The sequence below is a fragment of the Pseudomonas syringae group sp. 26L6 genome, from assembly GCF_032587815.1.
Lineage (GTDB): Bacteria > Pseudomonadota > Gammaproteobacteria > Pseudomonadales > Pseudomonadaceae > Aquipseudomonas > Aquipseudomonas amygdali.
Genome location: NZ_JAWHPJ010000053.1, coordinates 158,015 through 184,313 on the forward strand (window position 1 = coordinate 158,015; position 26,299 = coordinate 184,313).

Genomic DNA, 26,299 nt, shown 5'->3' on the forward strand with positions numbered 1-26,299 from the left:
TGCGCCGAAAATGGAACCGCTCCAGCCGTTTGCTCCACTCAAGGTTTGAACCTTCCTGCTGGAGTAAAAGGACATGATAAGTTTCAAATCTCTGCAAAATAACCTCGACAGCACGCTGAATCGCGCCTTGTCCGACGTGGATGACGTGCTTGAGGGTGGCAACGGACATTTCACTGCCGATGACATTGATGCCTTCGGTGAGGCAAGTCAGCAAGCCGCTGTCAGTTCCAACATCGCTGACCAGTGCCAGCAAGCCGGCTACAAAATGACCAAAAATGTCATCGATGGATTTCAGTGAGTTCGCTGAGGTCGTCGGCCAGTGGTGTGATCAGCGTCCAGCGACTGCGCTGGACTGCTGGGTCGACGACGCCAACGTCCGCCTGGAAGTGGTTGGTCATGGAGTACGTTGCAGCATTGAGCTGCTCGATCCCTACGATGCCAATGACTCCCAACGCATCGAGGCGTTGCTCAGCCACGGGGGTGCCAGCCTTGCGTGTGCCTGTGATGGCGCCTTCGCCATTGATCCGCAGACCCGCTGCATGGTCCTGGTCACCTGGATACCCAACCCCTGCAACCTCGCCGATCTACTCGATCGCCTTGAAAGCCTGGCCAATCAGCGTGCGGCCTTGCTCAGCCTGATGCAGACCACCATTGGCGACATGACGCCCGCGATATCCGGGCGCACGACCCTCAATCACCGGCAACCGGGAGTTTGAAATGCGCAAGGCCTTGATGTGGTTGCCTTTATTGTTGATCGGGTTGACCCCTGTTACATGGGCGGTCACCCCCGAAGCCTGGAAACACACGGCTTACGCCTACGACGCCCGGCAGACTGAACTGACCACGGCGCTGGCTGACTTTGCCAAAGAGTTCGGCATGGCGCTGGACATGCCGTCCATTCCAGGAACGCTCGATGGCCGGATTCGTGCCCAGAGCCCGGAAGAGTTTCTCGACCGGCTTGGTCAGGAATACCACTTCCAGTGGTTTGTCTATAACGACACGCTCTACGTCAGCCCGTCCAGCGAACACACCTCGGCGCGCGTAGAAGTCTCATCCGATGCGGTAGATGACTTGCAGACGGCGTTGACCGATGTAGGCCTGCTGGATAAACGCTTTGGCTGGGGCGTCCTACCTAACGAGGGTGTGGTGCTGGTTCGCGGCCCGGCAAAATACGTAGAACTGGTTCGTGACTACAGCAAAAAAGTCGAGACGCCGGAAAAGGGCGACAAGCAAGACATTGTTGTGTTTCCGCTCAAATACGCCAACGCGTCGGACCGGACCATTCGTTATCGTGATCAACAACTGACAGTAGCGGGTGTCGCCAGCATTCTTCAGGATTTGCTCGACACGCGTTCTCGCGGCGAAGCCATCAATGGCATCAACCTGCTGGGGCACGGTGGCGCAAATGCCGGACTCGCGGGTGGCGGCGCGGACACTCAAAGCCTGCCTCTGGATTCCAGCGGCATCGATACCGGCGCCTTGCAACAGGGCCTTGATCGGGTGTTGAGCTATGGCAGCGGCAGCAAGAAATCCGGGAAAAGCCGTTCCGGTGGCCGCGCGAACATTCGTGTAACAGCCGATGTGCGCAACAACGCGGTACTGATTTATGACTTGCCGTCGCGCAAGCCGATGTACGAGAAACTCATCAAGGAACTGGACGTCTCACGCAACCTGATCGAAATCGATGCGGTGATCCTCGACATTGATCGCAACGAGCTGGCGGAGCTCTCCAGCCGCTGGAATTTCAACGCAGGCAGCGTCGGCGGTGGCGTCAACCTGTTCGACGCGGGCACCAGTTCGACGATGTTCATTCAGAACGCGGGCAAGTTTTCTGCAGAGTTGCATGCGCTGGAAGGCAACGGTTCAGCGTCCGTGATCGGCAACCCATCCATTCTTACCCTGGAGAATCAGCCGGCTGTCATTGACTTCAGCCGGACTGAATACATCACGGCGACGTCAGAACGCGTCGCCAATATCGAGCCCATCACCGCCGGGACCAGTCTGCAGGTAATCCCGCGTTCACTGGACCACGATGGCAAGCCTCAGGTGCAACTGATTGTCGACATTGAAGACGGCCAGATCGATATCTCCGATATCAACGATACGCAACCCAGTGTGCGCAAAGGCAACGTCAGCACCCAGGCCGTCATCGCCGAACATGGTTCGCTGGTGATCGGCGGTTTCCACGGGCTGGAAGCCAATGACAAGGTCCACAAGATTCCCTTGCTGGGCGACATTCCCTACATCGGCAAGCTGTTGTTCCAGTCCCGCAGCCGTGAACTGAGCCAGCGCGAACGTCTGTTCATTCTGACGCCGCGGCTGATTGGTGATCAGGTCAACCCGGCTCGCTATGTGCAAAACGGCAACCCGCATGACGTCGATGATCAGATGAAAAGGATCAAGGAGCGACGCGACGGTGGAGAGTTGCCGACCCGAGGCGATGTCCAGAAGGTCTTCACCCAGATGGTCGATGGAACTGCCCCCGTGGGTATGCGTACCGGCGAAACACTGCCATTTGAAACCGATAGCCTTTGTGATCCGGGCGCGGGACTGACGCTCGACGGTCAACGTTCGCAGTGGTACGCCAGAAAGGATTGGGGTGTTGCGGTTGTCGTGGCGCACAACAATACCGACAAACCGGTACGTATCGACGAGAGCCGCTGCGGCGGTCGCTGGGTCATCGGCGTTGCCGCCTGGCCTCACGCCTGGCTGCAACCGGGCGAAGAGAGCGAGGTGTATATCGCTGTGCGCCAGCCACAGATATCGAAAATGGCGAAAGAGAGTCGGCCATCACTGCTCAAGGGAGCGAAACCATGAAGATCAGTAGCATTGCAGTTGTGCTGGTGCTGTTCGCTACCCTGTCGGGGTGTGCCACCCATGGCTGTACGGGAGTTGCCTGCAAACGTCCGGACTCCACAAACCGCGAACTGGTCATCTGGTGGCCGCCGGACATGCGCGACGGTCTGGACGACCAGGACCACGAGCGGGATTACACAGTCGTGAAGTTAAAGGATTAGAAATGATTGAGGTAAAGGAAAAAGCGGCGTTCTACTACAACGTCGCTGCCCAGAGCCCTGCTGTCTGGCCGGTGGCAAACGGAGTGTCCTTCGTCAGTAGGCGTGAGCATCATGACTGGGGCATCGCGCTGCACATCGAAGGGCGTGCGCTGCGTCCCGAGCAACTGAGAGAGGCGCTGCAAATGAGGTTCTCAGAGGCCGAGCGGTTCCGTAACTACTTTCTGTTTCTGGATGTACAGCGTGATTTTGTAGTGTGGCATGCCGTAAGCGACGCGCCGGATGCCGTCACCAACCTGGATGACATACGGCGACATGAGTTGATGCTGGCAGGCCTGGAACACCTGGCTTAGGCAATTCGGCCAGCATGAAAGAAGACCGCCCCTGCAGAGGAGGCGGTCTTTTTTTGGGGCAACTGAAAGAGGCAAGCTACAAGGTAAGCGTTAAGCGTCCGGGCATCACACCTTGCGTGATGAAACCGGTTGGCACTTAGAGGTTTTTCCTGGTTTCTCGATTCGGAGCCGCAGCGCGTCAAAGTCAGTTCAGGCTTGGGCAGATAGCTCACGCAGTGCTCGCCTGATAACCCCCCCCCCGCCGCCCGGGGATTAGCCGAGTGCTCCCCCTGAGGTACTGTGTCAAACTATGTCGTTTTTACCCGTAGCTCCTGGTTTCGTTAGGGGCTTTTTCATGCTCAGGACGAGTCATTCAAGATGTTGATTAAGCTGGCGCCGAAGAAGCGGCGCAACCCGCGTAATTTCTACCTGGGTATCGCTGCGGTGCTCCTGGTTGCCGGGATTGGGCGCTATTTCTCGCTCAAGGCAGAGCAGGAGAAGGTGGCCCAACAGGCTCTGCTTGTCGAGCGCCTCGCCCAGTTGGACGCGACCCTGCCAAAGCAACTGGATGCAATTACCACCCTTGAGTACGTGGGTTTGAGGTACGGTGACACGATCTTCTACCGCTACAGGATCGACTTGCCAGCTAGCAGCCTCTCCGAGGAACGCAAGGCCAGCATGGAGGCGAGAATACGTCTTGGTCTGGACCAACTGGCCTGCAAGGAACCGCAGTTGCTGGCTATGATGCGCAGGTTCAAGTTTCACCAGGAGCATAGTTACCTGGCCAGGGACAGCACGCTCTTTTCCATTGAACTTCACCCTGAACAGTTGAGCTGCCCAGGGTGATGCCGATAATGGGAGCCGTCGCTCGTTCTTCGCCTCACGCCATTCCCTGAACCGCGAGCGTTCAGCAACTCCGTCTTGCATGACTGAAACGGCATCCGCTTATGCGGCAGCAGTTGATCAACTTCACTCGGCTGCGGCGTCGGTAGGTATGTGAGGACATCCTTCAGATAAGTGTACGGATCATGCCGATTGAGCTACGTTGAGTGCAGCGCTGGCGATGGAGGCTCCGGCTTGCAGCTCCCAGCTTAAAGCTCCACCTCAACCTGAATCACTTCATCGGTGATTTCATCCAGCTGGCGAACCACTTTGTAGATGTGCCCGACAGCTTGCAGCGTGGGGCGAGGGATGTATTTGCCCACCTTGGCGCGGTACAGCGTTCTTGTCAGCCAGATGCTCTGCACCACCGGGATACCGGCCTTTTTGGCCCGAGCAATCAGCGCCAGGGCTTCTTCATCCTCACCCTTGCAATGAATCAGCGGCAGAGGCGTCTCGCCTGGCCGGTAATACAGCGCCACCGCGTAGTGCGTCGGGTTGACCAGCAGCATGTCTGCTTCCTCCACCGGATTGGGGGCGGCGCTGGGCTCCTGGTTGAGGATTTCATGGGACAGTTGTCGACGATGGCCTTTGACATGAGGATCGCCTTCGGACTGTTTGTATTCTTTTTTGATGTCCTCGTGGCTCATGCGCAGCTTCTTGGCGTGAAAGTATTTCTGCATGGCGAAGTCGACCATGGCGACGACCAGCAGCAACCCCAGAATCACGTGCAAAATATGGCGAAAGAGTTCGACCAATGCGTGCCAGTACGTCGTCAGATCGCTGTTGGCCAGCAGGATAAGAGCGCCCAGCGCGGGCTTGACCTGCATGTACAAGGTCGCGCCAATGGCAACAGCCTTGAGGATACTGAGCAGCAGGTTGAGGATGTTCTGCCCGGAAAACATCTGCTTGGCATGCGAGAAGGGGTTGATCTTGTTGATGTCCAGCTTCAAGGCCTTGGGCGCGAACAGAAAGCCGATCTGCATCCAGCTGCTGACCAGGCGCATCAACATGGCCATGCCGACGCTGCATAACGTGAAGCTGAGCAACACGGAAAGGCCTTCGCTGGCGATCAGCTCGACGGATGCAGCGAAGCTCCGGTCAATACCTTTGAAAGACAGTGCGAGCAAGGCCTGCAACCGGTCGACGCTGTCATCGGCCAGGCCCAGGGTGATTTCACTGACGACCATCAGTACCAGCAGTTTGCCAAGGTCCTGACTCTGCCCCACCTGACCTTTTTCGCGAGCGTCACGTATCTGTTTGGGGGTAGCCTTTTCGGTTTTTTCACTCACGGCACTTGCACCAGAAGCGCCAGCAGCGACTTCAGATCAACCAGCTTCAACAGTTGACCGGTGCCCAGCTCCAGCAGCGTTGGCAGGTAGATCAACAGAAAGGCCAGGCCGGCCATGCTTTTGGCTGGCATGGCCAGAATCGATACGTTCAGTTGCTGTGCATACAGGCCGATGATCGCAAACGCGGCTTCGATCAACAGCAGCAGGGCAATGAAGGGCGCGGCATACAACAGCATGTGTTGCATGGTGTGGTTGAGCTGTTCCAGAAAGACGTCCAGACCGCCTGCGGTCATGCCCGGCAGCCAGGCAGTCGGTGGCCAGACGCTGTAGCTGTCCCAGATGACCTGAGTGATGAGTGAAAGACCGCCAGTGAGAATCACCAGCATGATCAGGGTTTCCTGAAACAACTCGCCCAGCGGTGTGGCGTCCGGACCGAGGGCCGGGTTCAACTGGCCACCGCTGAGCGCCCCGCGCTGACTGTCGAGCAGGGCGCCGACCGAGGCAAACATCCAGAACGGCGCATACAGCAACAGCCCCAATAGCGTGCCCAGTACCGCCTCTTTGATCATCAGGCCGCCGATGGCAAACCAGTTATCGTCAAGGGAACCCAGCGCGCGGCTGATTGCGGGGGCCGGGACCATCGCCAGCACGGCCACTACCGCATAGCGCAGCGCGCCTTTCAGGTATTTGAAACAGAAGGCTGGCACCAGAAGCATGCACGGCAGCAGGCGCGCCATCGCCAGACCCATGCCCAGCATGAATTGGAACGCTTCGTGGGCGTCGAAGGGCATTTAGTGATTGACCCCGGACCGTGCAATCAGGTCGAAGGCCATATTGATGAACTGAATCAGCTCGACGCCGATCCAGCGGCCGGTCATGGCCAAGGTCAGCCCGACCGCCCCGAGCTTGATGCCGAAGGGCAGCGTCTGATCCTGAATCTGCATGAGTGCCTGCAGCAGCGAGGTGAGCACCCCGACCAGCACAGCGACACCCAGCGGCGGAGCGGTCAGGATGACGACCAGAAACATGCCTTGCTTGAACAACGCCAACGCTTCCATGGCCGCCTCACATATAGGAATAGAAGAGACTGTCGAGCAGGCGGGACCAGCCCGACACCAGCACGAACAGCAGCAGCTTGAGCGGCAACGACAGGGTCATCGGCGAGACCATCTGCATGCCCAGTGCGAGCAACAGGTTGGAAACAATCAGGTCGATGACGATGAAGGGGATGTAGATCAGAAAGCCGATCTCGAAACCGGCCTGCAACTCCGATAACACAAAGGCCGGAATCGCCAGCAACAGGTCGTTTTTGTTGGCCTGATCGGCCATTTCCTTGGGCCACATGCGCTGGGTGTTCTCCAGCAGATGGGCGACGACATCCGGGTCGGTGTTGCGGGTCATGAAGCGTTGCAGCGGCTCGATTACCAACTTGAGGCTGCTCTGCAACTTGTCGGCGCTGCTCATTTCCAGCGGGTGATCATGCACGCGCTGCTGGATATCGTGGGCCACCGGGGCCATGACGAACATCGTGGCGGCCAGGGCAATGCCGTACAACGCCATGTTCGGCGGCACCTGCTGAACGCCAATTGCGTTGCGGGTGATCAGCAGGGTCATGGCGATTTTCAGAAAGGCGGTGCAGACAATCAACAGAAAGGGGATCAGTGACAGCGAGCCAAGAAACAGCGCCAGCATGATCGGGTTTACGCCCTCCATGATCATGAGCGTGTCACCAGGCGGGTAATCTGCAGACCGAGCCGGCCCTCGACATCCACCAGCTCGCCCTCGGCCACCACCTGTTCGCCATGGCACAGTGTCGCGTGCCCCGGCGAAATGCCGATGACTTCAAGGATGGTCCCGGCATCCAGCCGGCGCAGTTCGGCGAGGGTCAGCCTGAGCTCGCCGCAACGCAGGGTCAGGTCCAGTGCCAGCGAATCGAGTGCCGGGGGCTCGTCCTGTTCTTCCTGCGCTGCGTGATCGTCCGGTTCGGCCGTCGCATACCCGGATGGCTCGCCGTCTTCTTCTTCGGACCAGTGCTGTTCAGTCGACGGGTCTTCATAGTCGTCGAGCATCTCGACATCTTCCTGATACAGATCTTCAGTACTCATGGTGGCGGTGCTCCTCATGACTGAGCCGCAAAAAAAGACGCTGCGCGTGCTGGTCGGTCTGCGCCGCCCATTGCCGCCCTGCCAGGCTCAGGAACCCTTGTCCGGCGCTGTCGAACTGGCAGCGGGCGGGCAGCACCACGTCACCGGGGCGCAGCGAGGCGATTTGTTCCAGGGTCAGCGACATTTCACCGATGATCAGGGGGCTGGCCACTGACCAGGATTCATCCACAGTGCGCGTGCGGGCTTGCCAGGACGCTGATCGCAGCAGCCTGAGCAGTGTGTCGGGCGTGGCATGCAAGTGCGCGTGAAGCTGCTCATCACCACGCCGTATCTGAACCCGGCAGCCCAGGGTGGGTGCTTGCGGTTTGTTGTGCAGGGGTTCGATCGGTGCCAGCAGTCGGGCAACAGTCGGGCTCAGGCGTTGATTGAACAGCTGCCAGTACCAAGCTTGTTGCTCGCCCCCGAGCGTAAGGGGGATGTCGCCCAGCAGGCTGAGCAGCGCTTCGGCGTCGCTCAGCAACAGGGGCCCGATGGCTGTGCTCAGCCAGACAGCACCTGCCGGTTCGCCTGTGTCGGCAAGCAGTGGCAACAGGGTCAGTTCGGCGTCCTGACCTGCAGCGCTGAAGCCCAGGCTCTGACCGGCACCCAGCTCACGCGTGGCCTGAGCCAGCAGGGCATCGACCTTGCGCAGACGCAGCGCGCTCATGCTGCAAGATCTTCATGCATGTCCAGCTCAACGTCATGGCCGAGTGCCCGCGACAGTGAATCACGGCATGCGCCGGTATGACCCTGCAAACGTTTCAGAACGTCGCGACGGGCGAAGCCCAGCTGGATGCTCCAACGGTGTTCGGTTTTTTCGGCATTGACGCGTACTGTCCCCAGGCTGGGCATCAGCAGGGTAAACGCCAGCGGGCCGGCGGGCTGTTCGGGCAAGCGCTGCGCCAGCTCGTCGATCAATGGGGTGGGTACATTTTCGGCGTGCACGGGCAGGGCGATGCTGCTGCCGCCGAAGCCTTGCTGATCAGGCTCTTCGCCGACCTGAGGTATCAGCAGTTGGGAAAAGAACAGGCCGTCGGCGCTCTCCGGTGTCTCTGTCGCCGAACGGTTTTGTGCGAAGCGGACCTTCGGCACGTCGGTACGCGTTGTGCTGCCAAAAGCCGGTGGCTTGTCATCAGCCTTGTCCGGTGCGCGCTGCGCGGGCGCAGAAGGCGGTGTGGCATGCACTACGGGTGGTGCCGTTGGCGCTTTGGCCGGGTGTTTGATCGGTGCGGTCATCGTCACTTAACCTTCTTCGTTGAGCGTCTCCTCCATGCAGGCGAGTTTCTCGACCGCGCGCTGAGACGCTTTGGCTTGCAGGCGCTTCTGCTCAAGCAACGCCTGCTGTTCGGCTACCCGCAATTGCTGTTGCTGCACGTCCTGCCGAATACAGGCCAGGCGGTCGAGCATGTGTTTTTCTTTCTCATGCCATCGGTCGATATCGTTCAGGCTGATGGCCTTTTCCAGGTATTCCTGAGACAGGCCCTCGCGACGCCGCTTGTGGTTGTCACGTTCCTGATCCAGCGATGCCCGTGTTTTTGATAAGTGGTCGAGCATCGATTTCAGTTCCACCTGCGCGTGGCGATGAGCCCGTTCAGCGCTCGCCTGACGATGCTGGCGCAGCGGCGTCAGCAAGCCGATCACCTGTTCCAGTGCCGCGCGCTGTGGGTCGTCTTCCAGTGTGTCGTCCATGGTCACTCCGGCAGTCTGGAAGTGAGCCGCAACAACCCGTCCAGGGTTTCCTGCAAGGGCACCGGCTCACGCAGGTCCTGGCGCAGAAAGGCGTTGATGTCGTCATTCAGTTGCACCGCGCAATCGGTCACCGGGTCTGCACCGGCCTGGTATTCGCCCAGCCGCAGGAGCATTTCCACTTGCTTGTAGGCAGCCAGTAGCTGGCGCAGACGATTGTTCGCTCGCTGGTGTTCGCGGCCGGTAACATTGCTGAGGATCCGGCTGATGCTGGCGGATACGTCAATTGCGGGGTAATGCCCGCGCTCGGCCAGCTTGCGGGACAGCACGATGTGCCCGTCGAGCAGTGAACGCACTTCATCCGCCACCGGATCGTTCATCGAGTCCTGCTCGATCAGCACGGTATAGAGGGCGGTGATCGAGCCGTTCTCACTCATGCCGGCGCGCTCGACCAGGCGTGGCAGCAAGGTGTAAACCGAGGGTGGCAGGCCGCCACGCCCCAACGGTTCGCCCGAGGCAATCCCTATCTCCCGCTGCGCACGGGCAAACCGGGTCAGGGAGTCGAGCAGCAACAGCACTTTCTGGCCTCGTGCGCGGAATGCCTCGGCGATAGCGGTCGCGGTGAACGCTGCGCGTGCGCGCTCCATGCTTGAACGATCGGAGGTGGCACAGACCAGCACCGAGCGGGCGCGTAGGGTTTCGTCCAGTTCATGGTCGAGAAACTCGCGCAGCTCGCGGCCCCGTTCGCCGATCAGCCCGAAGACGATGACATCGCAGCCCATGTTGCGGGCCAGTTCGGCCATCAGTGTGGTCTTGCCACAGCCAGCACCGGCGAACAGCCCCACACGTTGACCCTCGCCCAGAAGGATGGCGCTGTCGATGGCGCGTACCCCGGTGGGCAGGGCGTTGGTGATGCGCGGGCGCTGGGTGGGCGGCAAGGCGTCAGCGATCACCGGCAGTGTTTCGCGACGATCATCCTGTCCGGCAAAAGCACCGAGGCAATCACCGAGCAGCGGACGTCCGAAGCCATCCAGAACACAGCCCAGCAAACTGTCGTCAACGCCAATCCGGTGGGCAATGCCCAGCGGGCGGATCGGAGCACCGACCTGAATTCCGTCGGGTGCGCCCAGGGCACTGAGCAGCGTACATTCCTGAGTGAAACCGACGATTTCAGCCAGCAGAAAACTGCCGTCGGCTTTGCTCACCTCGCAAAGATCGCCCACCTTGGCCGCAGGAATCTTGCATTCCAGCAGAATCCCGCGCACTGCACTCACCCGGCCACTGACGCGCACGGCGCTGTAGTCACGCAAGCGCGCTGCGTGGGCGTCTTTCCACTGGCTCAGTGCAGCATTCACCAGTTCACCTCAATGTGCCGATTGCCGTCGAATTGCAGGCGCTGATTGTCGATTCGCGTCAGGCGCAGGCCATCCACTTCGTCACCCACATAGATACGGCGGCCGTCTGCAGTCACCAGGTGCGCATGCGGGCCGGTCATGATCTGAACCACCACGAAGGGCAGGGCGCTGCGTGTACTGGCGACGTTGTCGAATACCGTCACCGGCGATTCATAGCGGTCCTTGAAACGCTGCAGCATGCGTTGATAGACCAGCAGGGATTCCTCTTTGAGATCACCGTTAAGCACCAGTCCCTCGGCTGTTTCTTCCACGCTGACATCGGTCAGCAGTCGGTCGCTGAGCATGGTGCCCAACTGATGGCGGACCGCATCCGCGCTGGTCAGACGTATGCGTTTATCGGCCGCGGGTTTGATGATCTTTGCCGGTGTAGGAGATGTCTCTACCGGTGCCTCTGCTGTGACCGAGGCCATGTGGCCGGGGCCTTGGTCCATTGCAATGGCGGGCGGACGGGTCAGGCTCCAGGCGCTGCCGATGACACCTACCAGCAAGCCGGCGATGATCCCTGTGGTGCGGTTGAGAAATTGCGAGCGCGACTTGACCTTTTTCAGCGGCACATCATTGCGCGCGGGCTCGGGGTCGGCCTGTGGCTGTTTCGGGATGACCGCTGGCACTGAAGGCCACTCATCGCCTGCGGGCGAAACGCACAGCCACACTGAGCCCAGCAAGAATGCAGTGTTGAGTGTCAGGTCAATACCGGGCCGGGCGTTACCTTCTTCGTCGCACACCGCGCCTTCTTCAGCGTTCAGTGTCCAGCTGTCGTCCAAGCGTTGCAGGCGGCAGTGCAGGCTTTCCACACCCGCGTCGTCCAGTGCCAGATCGTGTTGCGCGGCAGAGCCAATCGACCATTGCTCGCCCACCAGTGGCAAGGCTGCGCCTTGGTGCTGACCGTTCAGTACGCGTAATTCAAACATCTGAAAGTCTCCCTTTGCTCAAGCCTGAAAGGCTCAAGCTGCGTGCTCGTTGTCCATTGGCTCAAGATCGTCTTCAAGGTCGAAGCGACCCATTACCTTGACCTTGGCCGCGTTGCTGATTTCTGCGAAAGACAGTACGGGAACGTGATAGAACTCCTCCCTCAACAAGGTCCGCAGCGGGCTGCGCAGGTCCTGCGCTACCAGCAGTACCGCCTGTTCGGGCGCGCGCACCGGGAATGCGATATTCATTTGTTGCACGAGCATCTGGCTGATCTCGTTACTCAGTGCGAAGAACGTTTCGGTCTGTGTCTGGCGCAGACCGTCGCGCAGCAAGCCCTCGCTTTCCGGCGTGAGCAGCCACACCTGCAGGCCTTCGGCACCGCAATACTGGTGGTAGATCTGCGATTTGAGCGCGATGCGCACGTAGTCGGTCAGCACGTTGGTATCGCGTTCATGCTGGCAATGCTCGATCAGGGTCTCGGCGATCAGCCGTATGGCTCTGAGCGGTACGCGCTCCGACGCGAGACGTTGCAGAACCGCCGAGAAGCGCGTCAGCGTGAGCACTCGCTGTATCTCTTGTGCAAGCTCCGGCTGCTCGGATTCCAGCCAGCTGAGGATGGCTTTGGTCTCCTGCAAGCCGATGAACTGCGGCGCGCAGGACTGCAATGCGCGTTCCATGCGTTCGACGATCAGGGTCATGGCGCTGACCGGGTTCAGCTCACCGCATTGCTCGGCAGGCAACCACACCCATTGATCTTCCTGGCGGTCGGTATTGCCCGGAATCGCCGCCGGGAGGTTTTCACCACCCAGTTGGCGGGCGTCCACGGCGACATGGGACTGGGTAAATGTCGCCTTGAGCATGGGGACGTCGTAGACGGTGAAGCGAAACTCGTCCGGAGGAAGATGATCGGCATGTTCAATGATGAACGACGGCAGGGTCAGACCGTATTGCACTACCAGACGGTTGCGTCGCCGACGTATTTCGCTGATCAGTGCCTCGATCTGTGCGCTGTCCTGGCCAGGGTGAAATTGCAGGACGAACTGCCGGCTGGGTGAGAAGGTACGCAGGTCTTCCTTGCCGTTCATTTCCGGGGCGACGGCAGTGGCGCGTTGTTCGTCGGGCTTGGGTTTTGCCCGTTGCAACTGCAGCATGCCACCGGCACCGCAGATGATCGCGATGGTGATGAACACCCCCGTGGGCATACCCGGCAAAGCCGCGAAGCCGAGCATGGCCACTGCGGCGATGATCCATGCCTTGGGCTGGCTGGTAATCTGTTCGGCGATTTCACGGCCAATGTTGGCCTCCGCGCCAGCCTCGGTATTGGGTACGCGGGTGATGATCATGCCGCAGGTTACGGAGATCAGCAGCGCCGGGATCTGTGCAATCAGGCCGTCACCGATGGTCAGCACGGTGTACAGCTGCAACGCATCGCCCGCGCTCATGTTGTGCTGCAACACGCCGATGGAAATACCGCCGATCATATTGATGGCAACGATGATCAGGCTGGCAATGGCATCACCGTTGACGAACTTCATCGCGCCGTCCATGGCACCGAACAGCTGACTTTCCTTGTTCAGCTCGGCGCGGCGCTTGCGCGCCTCCTGGACGGTTATCAGGTTGGCGCGCAAGTCACTGTCGATGGACATCTGCTTGCCGGGCATGGCGTCCAGCGTGAACCGCGCGCCGACCTCGGCGACCCGTTCCGAACCTTTGGTGATAACCAGAAAGTTGACCACTGTCAGGATCAGAAAGATCACCAGGCCCACCGCCAGGTTGCCACCCACCACGAACTGGCCGAAGGCTTCGACAATGTGCCCGGCGTCCTGATTGAGCAGGATCAATCGTGTGGTGGAAATCGACAGCGCCAGACGAAACATGGTGGTCAGCAACAGCACGGCCGGAAAGGTCGAGAATGCCAGCGGTCTTGGCAAATGCATCGCCAGCATGATCAGCAGGCACGAGATACAGATGTTCACCGCGATCAACACATCAACCAGCCCGGTGGGCAGGGGGGTGATCATCATGAAGACAATGGCGATGACGAAGAATGCGCCAACCAGCTCTGACCGGCGCATGGCCGACAGGGCAATCATGTTCAGAAAGTTGATGACTTGATTCATCCGGCAAGCCCCTCAAAAAGCTGCTTCTGTTCCTGTTGAGTCAGTTCTGCCATCAGGGTGAGCAGGTTATTCAGCGCAGCCTGGCGGCTTTTCATGTCCTTCCAGAGCAGGATGGGCAATTGCATCAGCATCGGCCGCAAGCCATTGAGAAATGCCAGCTGGTTCTTGAGCCTGGCACCGCCGATGTGTTGAGTCAGTTGCAGGGTCTGGTTCACGTTCATTCCATTGGCCGTCAGGGTCAGCAAGTGTTTGAGAAAGGCTGGCGGATCCACCTTCAGGTCAGGGTTCTTGTTGCGCATGCGCCCAAGCAGGTGTTCACAACCGCGCAACAACGTCGTCACGTGCCGTGCTGTGGTCAGCCCGTGCATCAACGTGCGCAGCTGTTCATGAGATGCCGAAGGGGTAATCGCCGAGAGATCGTCGGCAATGGCTCTGCGCATGTCGCGCAGGTTGAGGTCGAAGTCTCCGGTCTCTTCCTGCTCGTTGATCAAGGCTTCAATCAGGCCGGTCACGTTTGGTTGTCCGGAAACCGCTACGCCATAAAGGTTGCGCAACGCGGCACGGCGTTTGTTGTCGACGTTCTGCCGCCCGAACGCCCTGGCAGTATTAATGCCTGCCCGGGCGTGTGGTCCGAACTTGCGTCGCAACTGTTTCAGCGTTTGGGTGAGCGCCACGTACTCGCCTTCAGCGCCATCTTCCTCAGCCTGTTTGCGTGCCGCTTGCAGCACCACGTGGGCCTTGGCCGCATCGCCATCGGCAAATTCCAGAACCTGTTCCAGTTCTGTGCCGTTCTCTTGCAGCAGTTTTTTGCGCAGCAGCCTCGCGGCGTTATCCAGACCGGTATCGTTGGCGCTCATCAACAACTGATAGAGCTCACCCAGTTTGACGGCCCGTGATTGCAGTGCATTTCTGCTTGCGATCAGTTCGCGCTGGCGCAGTATCCGGCTGTTTCGCACCAGTGCTGCGGCGAAGCGCGAGACCTGTTGCGATGACGTGCCTTTTTCCGACGACAGGGTCCCGGGAATCGCTCGCGCAGCGGGCGTGACGGCGCGAATCGGCGTGACCGTGTGGGTTGGCAATATAGGCGGGGCGACGATTTTCATAGGACGGTTCTGAGCCTGGTCATGACCGCTGAGTGGGGCCTGGCCAGGATTCGGTTCCCTTGTAAAAGGGGCTGACGCGTTTGTGCCAAAAGCTGTAGTGATAAAAACGGCGTTGCGCAAAAAAATGTATTACAAAGAATTACAAATTTTAAAATAATTATATAAATCAGTAACTTAAATAAGTATTTTGGCTGGCACGGTTATCGCTATAGGGCTTGCACACCATTAAATTAAGGTAAGCCCATGTTTCCGAACCTAGTGATCCTTGATGCAACCCAGCCACGCCAGGACTCTTCGTCTGCCGGTATCCGTCAACTGACGGCTGATCAGATACAGATGCTCAGAGCGTTCATTCAGAAGCGCGTAATGAACCCGGATGATGTCGATGACATCTTGCAATGCGTATTTCTGGAGGCCCTGCGCAACGAGCACAAGTTTCAACATGCCAGCAAGCCGCAGACCTGGTTGTGTGGTATTGCGTTGAACCTGATCCGTAATCACTTCCGCAAAATGTATCGCCAGCCCTATCAGGAAAGCTGGGAAGACGACGTTCATTCAGAGCTGGAATGGAATGGCGATATCACTCATCAGGTAGACGGGCACAGGCAATTGGCACGCGTCATCGCAGCCATTGATTGCTTGCCGTCGAACATGCAAAAGGTCCTGGAAGTGTCGCTGGAGATGGATGGCAATTATCAGGATACGGCGAACACGCTCGGCGTTCCGATTGGCACTGTGCGCTCGCGACTGTCCCGGGCACGGGTGCAATTGAAGCAGCAGATTGACCCGTTCGCCTGAGTGGATATCTGTCTGGAACCAACTCGCACGCAAAACCACACAGTTGCCATCCCTCACCACTTGGATGGCAACCATGCGTATATCCAGTTCTCCCAGTCCTGCCCTCGGCAGCATCGTGAATCAACCCACCTCTGGCGAACTGGCTGCTGAGACGCCATTAGCCAAAGCCTCGCTCACGCAGAGCAGCGCAGGTGGTGATCAGGCCTTTGTGCAGTTCGGCCAGGCCAACGACAATACATCTTTCTTTTCTGATGCCGAGCAAAGTGGCTCATCGCTGATGAGTCTGCTGACTCGCAGCAGTAATAGCGAAAGCACCTCCAGCGTTGATCAGGACAGTGATCAGGTGTCCCCAATGACATCGGTCTTGTCAACAGCCAGCGCGTCACCTGCGGCGTCTGCCTCCGGCCCGGCAAATGCTCCCAGCGCTACCGATGCCGCGTTTCTCGACAACTCCGAATACTCTTCGCCCGAGGCCCTCAAGCGCTGGGATCCGATGGTCGCCCATCTGCCGCCCGAAGAACGCGAGCAGGCGGCCAAAGAACTCAACCGGCCGATTGCGGCCGCCTGGATGGCCAGAGAGCACGGCCCCAACGCTGACAAGGCGATGGCGTTCATCAACGCCAACCCTGCGTTGAAGACGGCGGTGGACGTCGGCAAGGATGGCGGTAATGCGGATGGCAAAATCACCAACAAAGACCTCAAGGCGTTCGCCAAAAATATGGAGAAGGCGGCCGACAATGCCGACAAGGACTTGGCAAAGTACATGGAAGATAACCCCGGCGCTGATCCTCAATCCCTTGAAATGGTGCGCAGCGCAGCGGTGATGCGCGCCAATATGCCGTTGGCGACGGCAGCCGACCCTCATCATGCCGTTGGGGCGCCGGACAAAACCGATGTCGATGGTAATGTCAGCGCCGAGGGTCTGAAAGCGCTGATTAAAAGTAACCCAGGGTTGTCAGGTACGCTCAAACAGTCGTCCAACATGTGGTCACAGGCGGGCTTCCTCAGCCAGGTGGATGAAGCCGGTCTGACCGGGCGCAAGAAGGCTGCACATAGCCCCGACCAGGTGTTCGATGCGTCCAATATGAGCGAGTGGATCAGGAAGAGCGCCCCCAAAAATGGTGGCCAGTTCGCCAGCATGCTCAGCGACGCCGCGACGTTGAATTCGGTATCCGGTATCGATATCAGCAAACTCAATGCTCAGGTTTTCGAGAAGCCCAAGGCTTACACCGGCGCGCAGAAGGCCGCTGTGATGATCAAGTTGCAGCAGACCCAGCAGAGCGTGATAGCCGGGCGGGATTTGCGCAATACCGAGAAGACCGAGGCGGGCCTTAACGAGCGAATCGCTCAGTTGCAAGCCGATCCCGATGTTCAGGAGTACCTCAACAAAAGCATTCCCGAACAGGAGCGCAGCCTGGTTCGCAGCGATTCGGCACTGCAGAAGGCCGTGACTGAGCAGGCTCAAAACGTCAACAGCGGAAAAGCCTTGCAAACCGACCTGGCAACCGCGGACAAGGCCGTCGACAAACACAACCCCAACCCCGATTACAGCGGCGCCATTACCGGCCTGTCGGCTCAACTGCAACTGCAAAAAGACCTGTTTCCCGATGCCCAGGTGCCCACTGCCCAGCAAGTATTCAACAACCAGCCTGATGAAGTGCAAACGAAGATTGCCGATTCCTACGTTCGCAACTTCAGCGAGGGGGGCGCTCTGAAACAACTGCTTGGTCAGAAAAAGTCTGACGCTGGTGAGTCTCTGCAAACCGCAGATAACCAGAAAGCGGCGTATGAAAGCGTGCTGCCCGCTGATTTCGTTAATGGTGAGCGTGAGAGTTACACGGCCAGCACCTTGTCCGAGCTGCAGAACTCCAAAAAAGGCCGCAAGTTGCTGGAGGGCAAGACCGATGAAGAGGGCGGTCCTTCGCTGGCCGCGCAGCTCGCCGAGCAAGGTATCGGAGGCAAGGCATTCAACTCGGTCATGGGCTTTGCGTCAGTGTCTGACAGGCTCGCCAGCGGTGACAAGCTGGGCGCGGCTCAGAGCATCATCGACAGCTCCAGGTTGGGCGCGGAGGCAATCAAGGGCGGCATAGACACCGGCGCGAAAATGATGGGTCGCGAGGCGTCCGCCGGCCTTGGTCGTCTGGGCGGACAGATGATCGGCCGCGCTGTCGGTCTGGTTGCCGGTGAAGCCACAGGGCTTGCCGCAGGCGCAGCGCTGGGTGCTGCAATCCCGGTTATCGGCTGGGCCATCGACGGCGCCATGGCCCTGGGCTTTGGTATCTCCGCGATCATTGATGCGGTCAAGAAGCATAAGGCGCAGAAGGCGTTCGATCATAACGTTGACCCGGTGCTGGACCAGTTCGGGATTGCCAAGGCGCATTGATTGACAGTGACGAGAGCGTTGAGATCGGTCGTTCCTGTGTTGGCCGTAATGAGCTTTTTCGGGTGCGATGAGCGCCCGCAATCAGTGAGGAACATATGAGAATTCACAGTGCTGGTCACAGCCTGCCCGCGCCAGGCCCTAGCGTGGAAACCACTGAAAAGGCTGTTCAATCATCATCGGCCCAGAACCCCGCTTCTTGCAGTTCACAAACAGAACGTCCTGAAGCCGGTTCGACTCAAGTGCGACCGAACTACCCTTACTCATCAGTCAAGACACGCTTGCCACCCGTTTCTTCTACAGGGCAGGCCATTTCTGACACGCCATCTTCATTGCCCGGTTACCTGCTGTTACGTCGGCTCGACCGACGTCCACTGGATGAAGACAGTATCAAGGCTCTGGTTCCGGCAGACGAAGCGGTGCGTGAAGCACGCCGCGCGTTGCCCTTCGGCAGGGGCAACATTGATGTGGATGCACAACGTACCCACCTGCAAAGCGGCGCTCGCGCAGTCGCTGCAAAGCGCTTGAGAAAAGATGCCGAGCGCGCTGGCCATGAGCCGATGCCCGGGAATGATGAGATGAACTGGCATGTTCTTGTCGCCATGTCAGGGCAGGTGTTTGGCGCTGGCAACTGTGGCGAACATGCTCGTATAGCAAGCTTCGCTTACGGGGCCCTGGCTCAGGAAAGCGGGCGTAGTCCCCGCGAAAAGATTCATTTGGCCGAGCAGCCCGGAAAAGATCACGTCTGGGCTGAAACGGATAATTCCAGCGCTGGCTCTTCGCCCATCGTCATGGACCCGTGGTCTAACGGCGCAGCCATTTTGGCGGAGGACAGCCGGTTTGCCAAAGATCGCAGTGCGGTAGAGCGAACATATTCATTCACCCTTGCAATGGCAGCTGAAGCCGGCAAGGTTACGCGTGAAACCGCCGAGAACGTTCTGACCCACACGACAAGCCGTCTGCAGAAACGTCTTGCTGATCAGTTGCCGAACGTCTCACCGCTTGAAGGAGGCCGCTATCAGCAGGAAAAGTCGGTGCTTGATGAGGCGTTCGCCCGACGAGTGAGCGACAAGTTGAATAGTGACGATCCACGGCGTGCGTTGCAGATGGAAATTGAAGCTGTTGGTGTTGCAATGTCGCTGGGTGCCGAAGGCGTCAAGACGGTCGCCCGACAGGCGCCAAAGGTGGTCAGGCAAGCCAGAAGCGTCGCGTCGTCTAAAGGCATGCCTCCACGAAGATAATGTATCGATCCGTACGTTAAGCAATAAAAAACTCATCGCTCTGCCAATGATTAATTTTCAAGAAAACAGGTCATAGAGTTCGGTACTGTAAAACTGCACTGCGCAAACGTTCGGGATTAGACGGTGTCAGAGCGTCTCGTAAACGAAGTACGGTCAGACGGTCTGACTGACGGATCACACCTTGATGCGTGTGTATAACGCTCTGACTGCAAAGATCGGCGGCCTTCTGCTTGTGTTGACCATGGTAGGTACTTCGTTACCTGCGTACGCTGTAAACGATTGTGATATGGACGACGAAAACAGTACCGATGCCAGGTGTGGTGGTAACGACAAGGACCTGGATAACGACAACGTCACTGACGCTGCATTTGGTGGCAATGACAAGGATATGGACAACGACCATCACACCGATGCGGCCTTCGGCGGAACTGATCGCGATCTTGATAACGACAACAACACTGACAAATACCACGGCAGCGTGCCCTCTGCCGCTAAAAAGTAGCAACGCGGCCGAACGTGTTATTTCGTGCTTCGAGCCTGATTCTCAGTTAATAGGGGGAGATCGCGGATTATGTCAGACCACTTTCCACCAGACGAAAAAAAGACCTTGAAATTCAAGGTCTTTTTTAAAGGTGGTGCCCCGAGGGAGAATCGAACTCCCACTTCTTTCGAAAACGGATTTTGAATCCGCCGCGTCTACCAATTCCGCCATCAGGGCTCAATGGCGGCGAAGTATAAGGATGAGTTTTCCGTTGGTCAACAGGGATTTACGCAGGTTTTTTACTAATGCCGCCAAACCGGATAAACTTCCCGGCCCTGCTAAACGAACCCGATCATGCGCGTCGCTGACTTTACCTTCGAACTCCCCGATTCCCTGATTGCTCGCCATCCACTGGCCGAGCGTCGTAGTAGTCGTCTGTTGACCCTCGACGGGCCGACTGGCGCGCTGGCACATCGTCAATTCACTGATTTGCTTGAGCATTTGCGCCCGGGCGATTTGATGGTGTTCAACAATACCCGTGTGATTCCCGCGCGGCTGTTCGGGCAGAAGGCGTCCGGCGGCAAGCTGGAGATTCTGGTCGAGCGCGTGCTGGACAGCCATCGTGTGCTGGCGCATGTGCGTTCCAGCAAGTCGCCCAAGCCTGGCTCGTCGATTCTGATCGATGGCGGTGGCGAGGCCGAGATGGTTGCGCGGCATGACGCGCTGTTCGAGCTGCGCTTTGCCGAAGAGGTTCTGCCGTTGCTGGAGCGTGTCGGCCATATGCCGTTGCCTCCTTATATAGACCGCCCGGATGAGGGCGCGGACCGTGAGCGCTATCAGACTGTTTACGCGCAGCGTGCAGGCGCTGTGGCTGCACCAACTGCCGGCCTGCATTTCGATCAGCCGCTGCTGGAGGCGATCGCCGCCAAGGGCGTCGAGACTGCGTTCGTCACGCTGCACGTCGGCGCGGGTACGTTCCAGCCGGTGCGCGTCGAGCAGATCGAAGATCACCACATGCACAGCGAGTGGCTGGAAGTTGGCCAGGACGTGGTCGACGCCGTGGCCGCATGCCGTGCGCGAGGCGGGCGGGTGATTGCCGTCGGGACCACCAGCGTCCGCTCGCTGGAGAGTGCCGCGCGTGATGGCGAACTGAAACCGTTCAGCGGCGACACCGACATCTTCATCTATCCGGGGCGGCCATTTCATGTGGTCGATGCCTTGGTGACCAATTTCCATTTGCCTGAATCCACGCTGTTGATGCTGGTTTCGGCGTTCGCCGGTTATCCCGAGACGATGGCGGCTTACGCTGCGGCCATCGAGCACGGCTACCGCTTCTTCAGTTACGGTGATGCGATGTTCATCACCCGCAATCCCGCGCCGACGGCCCCACAGGAATCGGCACCAGAGGATCACGCATGAGTCGCACCTGTCGTATGTCTTTCGAGTTGTTGGCCACCGACGGCAAGGCCCGTCGCGGTCGCCTGACCTTTCCGCGTGGTGTAGTCGAGACCCCGGCGTTCATGCCGGTGGGCACCTATGGGACGGTCAAGGGCATGCTGCCGCGTGATATCGAGGCCACTGGTGCGCAGATGATTCTGGGCAACACGTTTCACCTGTGGCTGCGTCCGGGCACTGAAGTCATCAAGGGCCACGGTGACCTGCACGATTTCATGCAGTGGAAGGGACCGATTCTGACCGACTCCGGCGGTTTTCAGGTGTTCAGCCTGGGCGCGATGCGCAAGATCAAGGAGGAGGGCGTGACCTTCGCCTCGCCGGTTGATGGTGCCAAGGTGTTCATGGGGCCGGAAGAGTCGATGCAGGTTCAGCGTGATCTGGGCTCGGACGTCGTGATGATCTTCGACGAATGCACGCCGTACCCGGCCGACGAAGATGTAGCGCGGGTCTCCATGGAGCTGTCGTTGCGTTGGGCCAAGCGCTCCAAGGTTGCGCATGGCGAAAACACTGCTGCGCTGTTCGGCATCGTTCAGGGTGGCATGCACGAGAACCTGCGCAAGCGTTCGCTGGAAGGCCTGGACGAGATCGGCTTTGACGGTCTGGCGATCGGCGGCCTGTCGGTAGGCGAACCCAAGCACGAGATGATCAAGGTGCTGGACTATCTGCCGGGCCTTATGCCAGCAGACAAACCTCGTTACTTGATGGGCGTAGGCAAGCCGGAAGATCTGGTCGAAGGTGTGCGCCGCGGCGTTGACATGTTCGACTGTGTGATGCCGACCCGCAACGCTCGCAACGGCCACTTGTTTACCGATGCCGGTGTGCTGAAAATTCGTAACGCGTTCCATCGCCACGACAATTCGCCGCTGGATCCGACCTGCGACTGCTACACCTGCAAGAACTTCTCGCGCGCTTATCTGCATCACCTGGACAAGTGCGGAGAAATGCTGGGGAGCATGCTGAATACGATCCACAATTTGCGCCACTACCAGCTGCTTATGGCTGGTTTGCGCGAGGCTATTCAACAGGGTACATTGGCCGCCTTCGTCGATGCCTTCTATGCCAAACGCGGCCTTCCAACGCCGCCTCTGGGTTGAAACAGAACGAGTTTTTCCTGCTTTTTTATACTAATTATGTAACTGGAGCGACAAATGAGCTTTTTCATCTCTCCCGCTTTTGCGGATGCTGCTGCACCGGCTGCCGGTCCTGCGGGCAGTGGTTTCGAGTGGATTTTCCTGGTCGGCTTCCTGGTCATCTTCTACCTGATGATCTGGCGTCCACAGGCCAAGCGCGCCAAAGAGCAGAAAAACCTGCTGGGCAACCTGCAGAAAGGCGATGAAGTTGTGACCAGCGGCGGCATCGCGGGCAAGATCAACAAAGTGACCGACGACTTCGTAGTGATCGAGGTGTCGGACACCGTTGAGCTGAAAATCCAGAAGGGCGCCATCGCGGCCACTCTGCCAAAAGGCACCCTGAAAGCGATCTGAGCAGTAACTTTTTACCCATCGACGGGGCGCGCAAGGCGCCCCGCGTTTTAAGCGGGCGGCGTGATGCTGAACAAATACCCTCTGTGGAAATACATACTGATCCTGGCGGTGCTGGTGGTCGGTTTTATTTATTCCGCACCCAATCTCTACCCTGATGATTCTGCCATCCAGATCAGCGGTGCAAGTACTGCACTGCAAGTCAATCAGGCAGACGTGGATCGTGCAGCCAAGGCGCTTGCCGATGCAGGCATCTCGGTCAAGGCTTCTTCTCTGGCCGAGAATGGCAAGGGCGGTTTGTTGCGTCTGAGCAAGCAGGAAGACCAGTTGCCAGCCAAGGATGTCGTGCGCAAGGCGCTGGGTGACGACTATGTCGTTGCGCTGAACCTGGCGCGTACCACGCCGACCTGGTTGCGTAACCTGGGTGCAAGCCCGATGAAACTCGGTCTCGACCTGTCCGGTGGTGTGCACTTCCTGCTGGAAGTCGACATGGACAAGGCGATCGATGCACGTCTGAAAGTCTACGAAGGCGAAGTCAAATCCCTGTTGCGCAAGGAAAAAGTGCGTTATCGCAGCCTGCCGCAGCTGGGCAATGTGATTCAGCTGGGCTTTAGCGATGACGCAGAGCGCGAGCAGGCTCGTGCACTGGTGCGCAAGACCTTCACCGATTTCGAAATCACGCCTGCCGAGCTGAACGGTATTCCCGTGCTGCGCATGGCGCTGACCCCGGCCAAACTGGCCGAGATTCGCGAATACTCGATCAAGCAGAACCTGACTACCGTGCGTAATCGGGTCAACGAGCTGGGTGTTGCCGAGCCGCTGGTTCAGCGCCAGGGTGCCAACCGCATCGTGGTCGAGCTGCCGGGTGTGCAGGACACGGCCGAAGCCAAGCGTATTCTGGGCAAGACCGCCAACCTCGAATTCCGTCTGGGTGCAGGCCCGGATGATTCGAAAGGCACCACCGAAATGTTCGAATTCCGCGAAGGCGGTCGTCCGGCAGCGGCGGTGGAGCGTGGTCTGATCATCACCGGCGATCAGGTGACTGACGCCAAGGCCAGCTTCGACGAACATGGCCGTCCACAGGTGAACATCAATCTTGATGGCCACGGTGGCGAGCTGATGAGCCGCGCAACCCGCAGTAATGTCGGTCGCAGCATGGCGGTGATCTTCATCGAGCAGCGTCCGACCACCACTTACACCAAGCAGATGGTCAACGGCGTCGAGAAAGACGTGCCGGTGCAGACCTTCAAGGAAGAAAAGAAAATCATCAGTCTGGCGACCATTCAGTCGCCGCTGGGCAGTCAGTTCCGGATTACCGGTCTGAACGGTCAGGGTGAGTCTTCCGAGCTGGCGCTGCTGTTGCGTGCCGGTGGTCTGGCGGCACCGATGTACTTCGCTGAAGAACGTACCATTGGCCCGAGCCTGGGTGCCGACAACATTACCAAGGGTATCGATGCTTCCCTGTGGGGCATGCTGTTCGTCTCGCTGTTCATCATGGCGATCTACCGCTTCTTCGGTCTGATCGCGACCGTCGCACTGGCTTTGAACATGGTCATGCTGCTGGCACTGATGTCCTTGCTGGGTGCAACACTGACCCTGCCAGGTATCGCCGGTATCGTGTTGACCATGGGTATGGCGGTGGATGCCAACGTGCTGATCTTCTCGCGTATTCGTGAAGAGATCGCCAATGGCATGACGGTCCAGCGCGCTATCAACGAAGGTTTCGATCGTGCCTACACGGCGATCCTCGACGCCAACCTGACGACGCTGCTGGTCGGCGGCATTCTCTTTGCGATGGGCACCGGCCCGGTCAAAGGGTTTGCGGTGACCATGTCGCTCGGGATCTTTACCTCGATGTTCACGGCCATCATGGTGACCCGCGCTATGGTCAACCTGATCTACGGCGGTCGTGACTTCAAGAAGTTGTGGATTTAAGGGGCTGCCATGTTACGTACCATCAACTTCATGGGCGTTCGCAATGTTGCGTTCGCCATCACGATGCTCCTTACCGCACTGGCGCTGTTCAGCTGGTTCCATAAAGGGCTCAACTTTGGTCTGGACTTCACCGGCGGTACGCTCATCGAGCTGACCTACGAGCGTCCAGCCGATCTGGGCAAGGTGCGCCAGGAGCTGGTTTCGGCGGGCTATCACGAAGCCGTTGTTCAGAGCTTTGGTGCCACCACTGACTTGCTGGTGCGCATGCCGGGTGAAGACCCGCAACTGGGCACTCAGGTGGCCGAAGCGCTGCGCAAGGCCGGTGCCGATAACCCGGCAGTGGTCAAGCGTGTCGAGTTCGTCGGTCCGCAGGTGGGTGAAGAGCTGCGCGATCAGGGCGGCCTCGGCATGCTGATGGCGTTGGGCGGTGTTCTGATCTACCTGGCGTTCCGCTTCCAGTGGAAATTTGCCGTCGGGGCGATCATCTCGCTGATCCACGACGTGGTGGTGACGATGGGTATCCTGTCGTTCTTCCAGATCACCTTCGACCTGACGGTGCTGGCGGCGGTGCTGGCGATCATCGGTTACTCGCTGAACGACACCATTGTGGTCTTCGACCGGGTACGCGAAAACTTCCGCCTACTGCGCAAGGCTTCGCTGATCGAGAACATCAACATCTCCACCACGCAGACACTGCTGCGTACCATTGCCACTTCGGTCTCAACCCTGTTGGCGATTGTTGCACTGTGGGCGTTTGGCGGCGACAGCCTGGAAGGCTTCTCCATCGCGTTGTTCATCGGTGTTCTGGCGGGTACTTACTCGTCCATCTACATCGCCAACGTGGTGCTGATCTGGCTGAACCTGACCACTGAGGACCTGATTCCTCCAGTGGTCGTCGAGAAGGCCGACGATCTTCCGTAGATCCGGCCATCATAAAAAAGGCGCGAGTGCTGAACTCGCGCCTTTTTTTATGCTCCAAGGCTAGGCATTGCGCAGTCATGCTGCGTTTCGATTGGTCAGGAGGTTCAAGTGAACAAGTCTATGCTTGTTGGTGCTGTGTTAGGTGCTGCTGTCGTGACTGCTGGCGGCGCCGTTGCCACCTATAGCTTGGTCAAGGGTGGTCCTGAGTATGCGGATGTATTGGCAGTAGAGCCGATCAACCAGCAGATCAAAACCCCCCGTGAAGTTTGCAAGGACGTAACCGTTACTCGTCAGGCGCCGGTCAAGGACCAGCATCAGATCGTAGGTAGCGTTATTGGCGCGGTTGCCGGTGGTTTGCTGGGTAACCAGATCGGTGGCGGTAACGGCAAGAAGATCGCTACAGTCGCGGGTGCGGTAGGTGGTGGTTATGCGGGCAACAAGGTTCAGGAAGGCATGCAGGAGCGTGATACCTACACCACTACGCAGAACCGCTGCACGACGGTCAACGATGTGAGCGACAAGGTTGTGGGCTACAACGTCAAATACAAGTTGAACGAGAAAGTGGGTCAGGTTCGTATGGAGCGTGATCCGGGCAGCCAGATTCCGGTCGACAAGAATGGTCAGCTGATATTGGGTCAGGCGCAGTAACGCCAGCCGCTGAGCTTTAGAAGACATAAAAAAACCGGCTTTCGCCGGTTTTTTTACGTCTG

At 58.6% G+C, this 26,299-nt stretch carries 28 protein-coding genes, 1 tRNA gene and 1 pseudogene; 16 read left to right on the top strand and 14 right to left on the bottom strand.

Translation table 11 applies throughout. The annotated features are described in order from the left end of the window. Nucleotides 1-73 precede the first annotated feature (73 nt). The 6 genes from RYA97_RS20955 to RYA97_RS20980 all read left to right on the top strand — a co-directional run bounded on the left by RYA97_RS20955 (nt 74) and on the right by RYA97_RS20980 (nt 4,192). Nucleotides 74-298 (top strand): type III secretion protein, encoded by a 225-nt coding sequence (locus RYA97_RS20955; protein WP_002552406.1) that lies wholly within the window; start codon nt 74-76, stop codon nt 296-298. After that, a complete protein-coding gene (locus RYA97_RS20960; protein ID WP_005778265.1) occupies nt 285-716 on the top strand; it encodes a type III secretion system protein HrpG in 432 nt (143 codons plus the stop codon). The genes RYA97_RS20955 and RYA97_RS20960 overlap by 14 nt, the downstream gene beginning before the upstream one ends. A gap of 1 nt (nt 717) precedes the next feature. Continuing rightward, on the top strand, nt 718-2,817 hold the full coding sequence (gene sctC, locus RYA97_RS20965; protein ID WP_005778267.1) for a type III secretion system outer membrane ring subunit SctC: 2,100 nt from the start codon (nt 718-720) through the stop codon (nt 2,815-2,817). Continuing rightward, nucleotides 2,814-3,017, top strand: coding sequence for an HrpT family type III secretion system protein (gene hrpT / locus RYA97_RS20970; RefSeq protein WP_002552409.1), 204 nt, complete (start codon nt 2,814-2,816; stop codon nt 3,015-3,017). The genes sctC and hrpT overlap by 4 nt, the downstream gene beginning before the upstream one ends. A gap of 2 nt (nt 3,018-3,019) precedes the next feature. Beyond that, nucleotides 3,020-3,367 (top strand): hypothetical protein, encoded by a 348-nt coding sequence (locus RYA97_RS20975; protein ID WP_002552410.1) that lies wholly within the window; start codon nt 3,020-3,022, stop codon nt 3,365-3,367. Nucleotides 3,368-3,724: 357 nt separating this feature from the next. Beyond that, nucleotides 3,725-4,192, top strand: a complete 468-nt coding sequence (locus tag RYA97_RS20980) for a hypothetical protein (protein WP_005772415.1) — start codon at nt 3,725-3,727, stop codon at nt 4,190-4,192. A gap of 89 nt (nt 4,193-4,281) precedes the next feature. Here the strand turns inward: RYA97_RS20980 and RYA97_RS20985 are convergent. The 13 genes and pseudogenes from RYA97_RS20985 to sctW form a co-directional block, all read right to left on the bottom strand. Next, nucleotides 4,282-4,386: pseudogene (locus RYA97_RS20985) on the bottom strand (transposase domain-containing protein); the annotation flags it as partial. A gap of 51 nt (nt 4,387-4,437) precedes the next feature. Continuing rightward, nucleotides 4,438-5,517: a type III secretion system export apparatus subunit SctU gene (sctU, locus tag RYA97_RS20990; protein ID WP_054076883.1), complete on the bottom strand. Its 1,080-nt coding sequence runs from the start codon at nt 5,515-5,517 to the stop codon at nt 4,438-4,440. After that, entirely contained in the window at nt 5,514-6,308 is a 795-nt protein-coding gene (gene sctT, locus RYA97_RS20995; RefSeq protein WP_117139818.1) for a type III secretion system export apparatus subunit SctT, read from the bottom strand. The genes sctU and sctT overlap by 4 nt, the downstream gene beginning before the upstream one ends. Then, on the bottom strand, nt 6,309-6,575 hold the full coding sequence (sctS, locus tag RYA97_RS21000; protein ID WP_002552413.1) for a type III secretion system export apparatus subunit SctS: 267 nt from the start codon (nt 6,573-6,575) through the stop codon (nt 6,309-6,311). Between the two features lie 7 nt (nt 6,576-6,582). Continuing rightward, nucleotides 6,583-7,236, bottom strand: coding sequence for a type III secretion system export apparatus subunit SctR (sctR, locus tag RYA97_RS21005; RefSeq protein WP_005743314.1), 654 nt, complete (start codon nt 7,234-7,236; stop codon nt 6,583-6,585). Next, nucleotides 7,233-7,622, bottom strand: coding sequence for a FliM/FliN family flagellar motor switch protein (locus RYA97_RS21010; RefSeq protein WP_117139817.1), 390 nt, complete (start codon nt 7,620-7,622; stop codon nt 7,233-7,235). Before RYA97_RS21010 ends, sctR begins: the two co-directional genes overlap by 4 nt. Then, on the bottom strand, nt 7,612-8,328 hold the full coding sequence (locus tag RYA97_RS21015) for a type III secretion system protein (RefSeq protein WP_117139816.1): 717 nt from the start codon (nt 8,326-8,328) through the stop codon (nt 7,612-7,614). The genes RYA97_RS21010 and RYA97_RS21015 overlap by 11 nt, the downstream gene beginning before the upstream one ends. Then, nucleotides 8,325-8,897 carry a type III secretion system HrpP C-terminal domain-containing protein gene (locus RYA97_RS21020; protein ID WP_054076886.1) on the bottom strand — a complete coding sequence of 191 codons (573 nt, stop codon included), beginning with the start codon at nt 8,895-8,897 and terminating at the stop codon, nt 8,325-8,327. The genes RYA97_RS21015 and RYA97_RS21020 overlap by 4 nt, the downstream gene beginning before the upstream one ends. 6 nt (nt 8,898-8,903) lie before the next feature. After that, complete coding sequence (locus RYA97_RS21025) at nt 8,904-9,350, bottom strand: YscO family type III secretion system apparatus protein (protein ID WP_117139814.1); 447 nt, start codon at nt 9,348-9,350, stop codon at nt 8,904-8,906. A 2-nt stretch (nt 9,351-9,352) separates the two neighbouring features. Continuing rightward, nucleotides 9,353-10,702, bottom strand: coding sequence for a FliI/YscN family ATPase (locus RYA97_RS21030; protein WP_005778282.1), 1,350 nt, complete (start codon nt 10,700-10,702; stop codon nt 9,353-9,355). Then, the gene (gene sctD / locus RYA97_RS21035; RefSeq protein WP_005778284.1) at nt 10,699-11,673 is read right to left on the bottom strand and encodes a type III secretion system inner membrane ring subunit SctD; all 975 of its coding nucleotides are present in this window, start codon (nt 11,671-11,673) and stop codon (nt 10,699-10,701) included. Before sctD ends, RYA97_RS21030 begins: the two co-directional genes overlap by 4 nt. 33 nt (nt 11,674-11,706) lie before the next feature. Further along, nucleotides 11,707-13,794 (bottom strand): type III secretion system export apparatus subunit SctV, encoded by a 2,088-nt coding sequence (sctV, locus tag RYA97_RS21040; protein ID WP_054076889.1) that lies wholly within the window; start codon nt 13,792-13,794, stop codon nt 11,707-11,709. Further along, nucleotides 13,791-14,897 (bottom strand): type III secretion system gatekeeper subunit SctW, encoded by a 1,107-nt coding sequence (gene sctW / locus RYA97_RS21045; RefSeq protein ID WP_117139813.1) that lies wholly within the window; start codon nt 14,895-14,897, stop codon nt 13,791-13,793. Before sctW ends, sctV begins: the two co-directional genes overlap by 4 nt. 243 nt (nt 14,898-15,140) lie before the next feature. On the opposite strand from sctW, the gene RYA97_RS21050 reads away from it, so the two are divergent. The 4 genes from RYA97_RS21050 to RYA97_RS21065 all read left to right on the top strand — a co-directional run bounded on the left by RYA97_RS21050 (nt 15,141) and on the right by RYA97_RS21065 (nt 19,818). Next, a complete protein-coding gene (locus RYA97_RS21050) occupies nt 15,141-15,695 on the top strand; it encodes an RNA polymerase sigma factor (RefSeq protein ID WP_005735147.1) in 555 nt (184 codons plus the stop codon). Between the two features lie 73 nt (nt 15,696-15,768). After that, entirely contained in the window at nt 15,769-18,078 is a 2,310-nt protein-coding gene (locus tag RYA97_RS21055) for a type III effector HrpK domain-containing protein (RefSeq protein ID WP_005778291.1), read from the top strand. A gap of 143 nt (nt 18,079-18,221) precedes the next feature. Beyond that, nucleotides 18,222-19,316, top strand: coding sequence for a type III effector (locus RYA97_RS21060; RefSeq protein WP_225694434.1), 1,095 nt, complete (start codon nt 18,222-18,224; stop codon nt 19,314-19,316). Between the two features lie 286 nt (nt 19,317-19,602). After that, nucleotides 19,603-19,818 carry a hypothetical protein gene (locus RYA97_RS21065; protein WP_371911674.1) on the top strand — a complete coding sequence of 72 codons (216 nt, stop codon included), beginning with the start codon at nt 19,603-19,605 and terminating at the stop codon, nt 19,816-19,818. Nucleotides 19,819-19,949: 131 nt separating this feature from the next. On the opposite strand, the gene RYA97_RS21070 is transcribed toward RYA97_RS21065, so the two are convergent. Continuing rightward, nucleotides 19,950-20,034 (bottom strand) — tRNA-Leu (locus tag RYA97_RS21070). 117 nt (nt 20,035-20,151) lie between these two features. Between RYA97_RS21070 and queA the strand changes: the two genes are divergently transcribed. From queA to RYA97_RS21100, 6 genes are all read left to right on the top strand, one after another. After that, a complete protein-coding gene (gene queA / locus RYA97_RS21075; protein WP_004418793.1) occupies nt 20,152-21,216 on the top strand; it encodes a tRNA preQ1(34) S-adenosylmethionine ribosyltransferase-isomerase QueA in 1,065 nt (354 codons plus the stop codon). A gap of 14 nt (nt 21,217-21,230) precedes the next feature. Then, nucleotides 21,231-22,346, top strand: coding sequence for a tRNA guanosine(34) transglycosylase Tgt (tgt, locus tag RYA97_RS21080; RefSeq protein WP_117139821.1), 1,116 nt, complete (start codon nt 21,231-21,233; stop codon nt 22,344-22,346). A 54-nt stretch (nt 22,347-22,400) separates the two neighbouring features. Continuing rightward, a complete protein-coding gene (gene yajC / locus RYA97_RS21085; RefSeq protein WP_002552468.1) occupies nt 22,401-22,736 on the top strand; it encodes a preprotein translocase subunit YajC in 336 nt (111 codons plus the stop codon). 63 nt (nt 22,737-22,799) lie between these two features. After that, nucleotides 22,800-24,668 carry a protein translocase subunit SecD gene (gene secD / locus RYA97_RS21090; RefSeq protein ID WP_004666080.1) on the top strand — a complete coding sequence of 623 codons (1,869 nt, stop codon included), beginning with the start codon at nt 22,800-22,802 and terminating at the stop codon, nt 24,666-24,668. A 9-nt stretch (nt 24,669-24,677) separates the two neighbouring features. Beyond that, nucleotides 24,678-25,589: a protein translocase subunit SecF gene (gene secF / locus RYA97_RS21095; protein ID WP_004666079.1), complete on the top strand. Its 912-nt coding sequence runs from the start codon at nt 24,678-24,680 to the stop codon at nt 25,587-25,589. Nucleotides 25,590-25,697: 108 nt separating this feature from the next. Next, nucleotides 25,698-26,237, top strand: coding sequence for a glycine zipper 2TM domain-containing protein (locus RYA97_RS21100; RefSeq protein ID WP_002552471.1), 540 nt, complete (start codon nt 25,698-25,700; stop codon nt 26,235-26,237). The last annotated feature ends 62 nt before the right edge of the window (nt 26,238-26,299 follow it).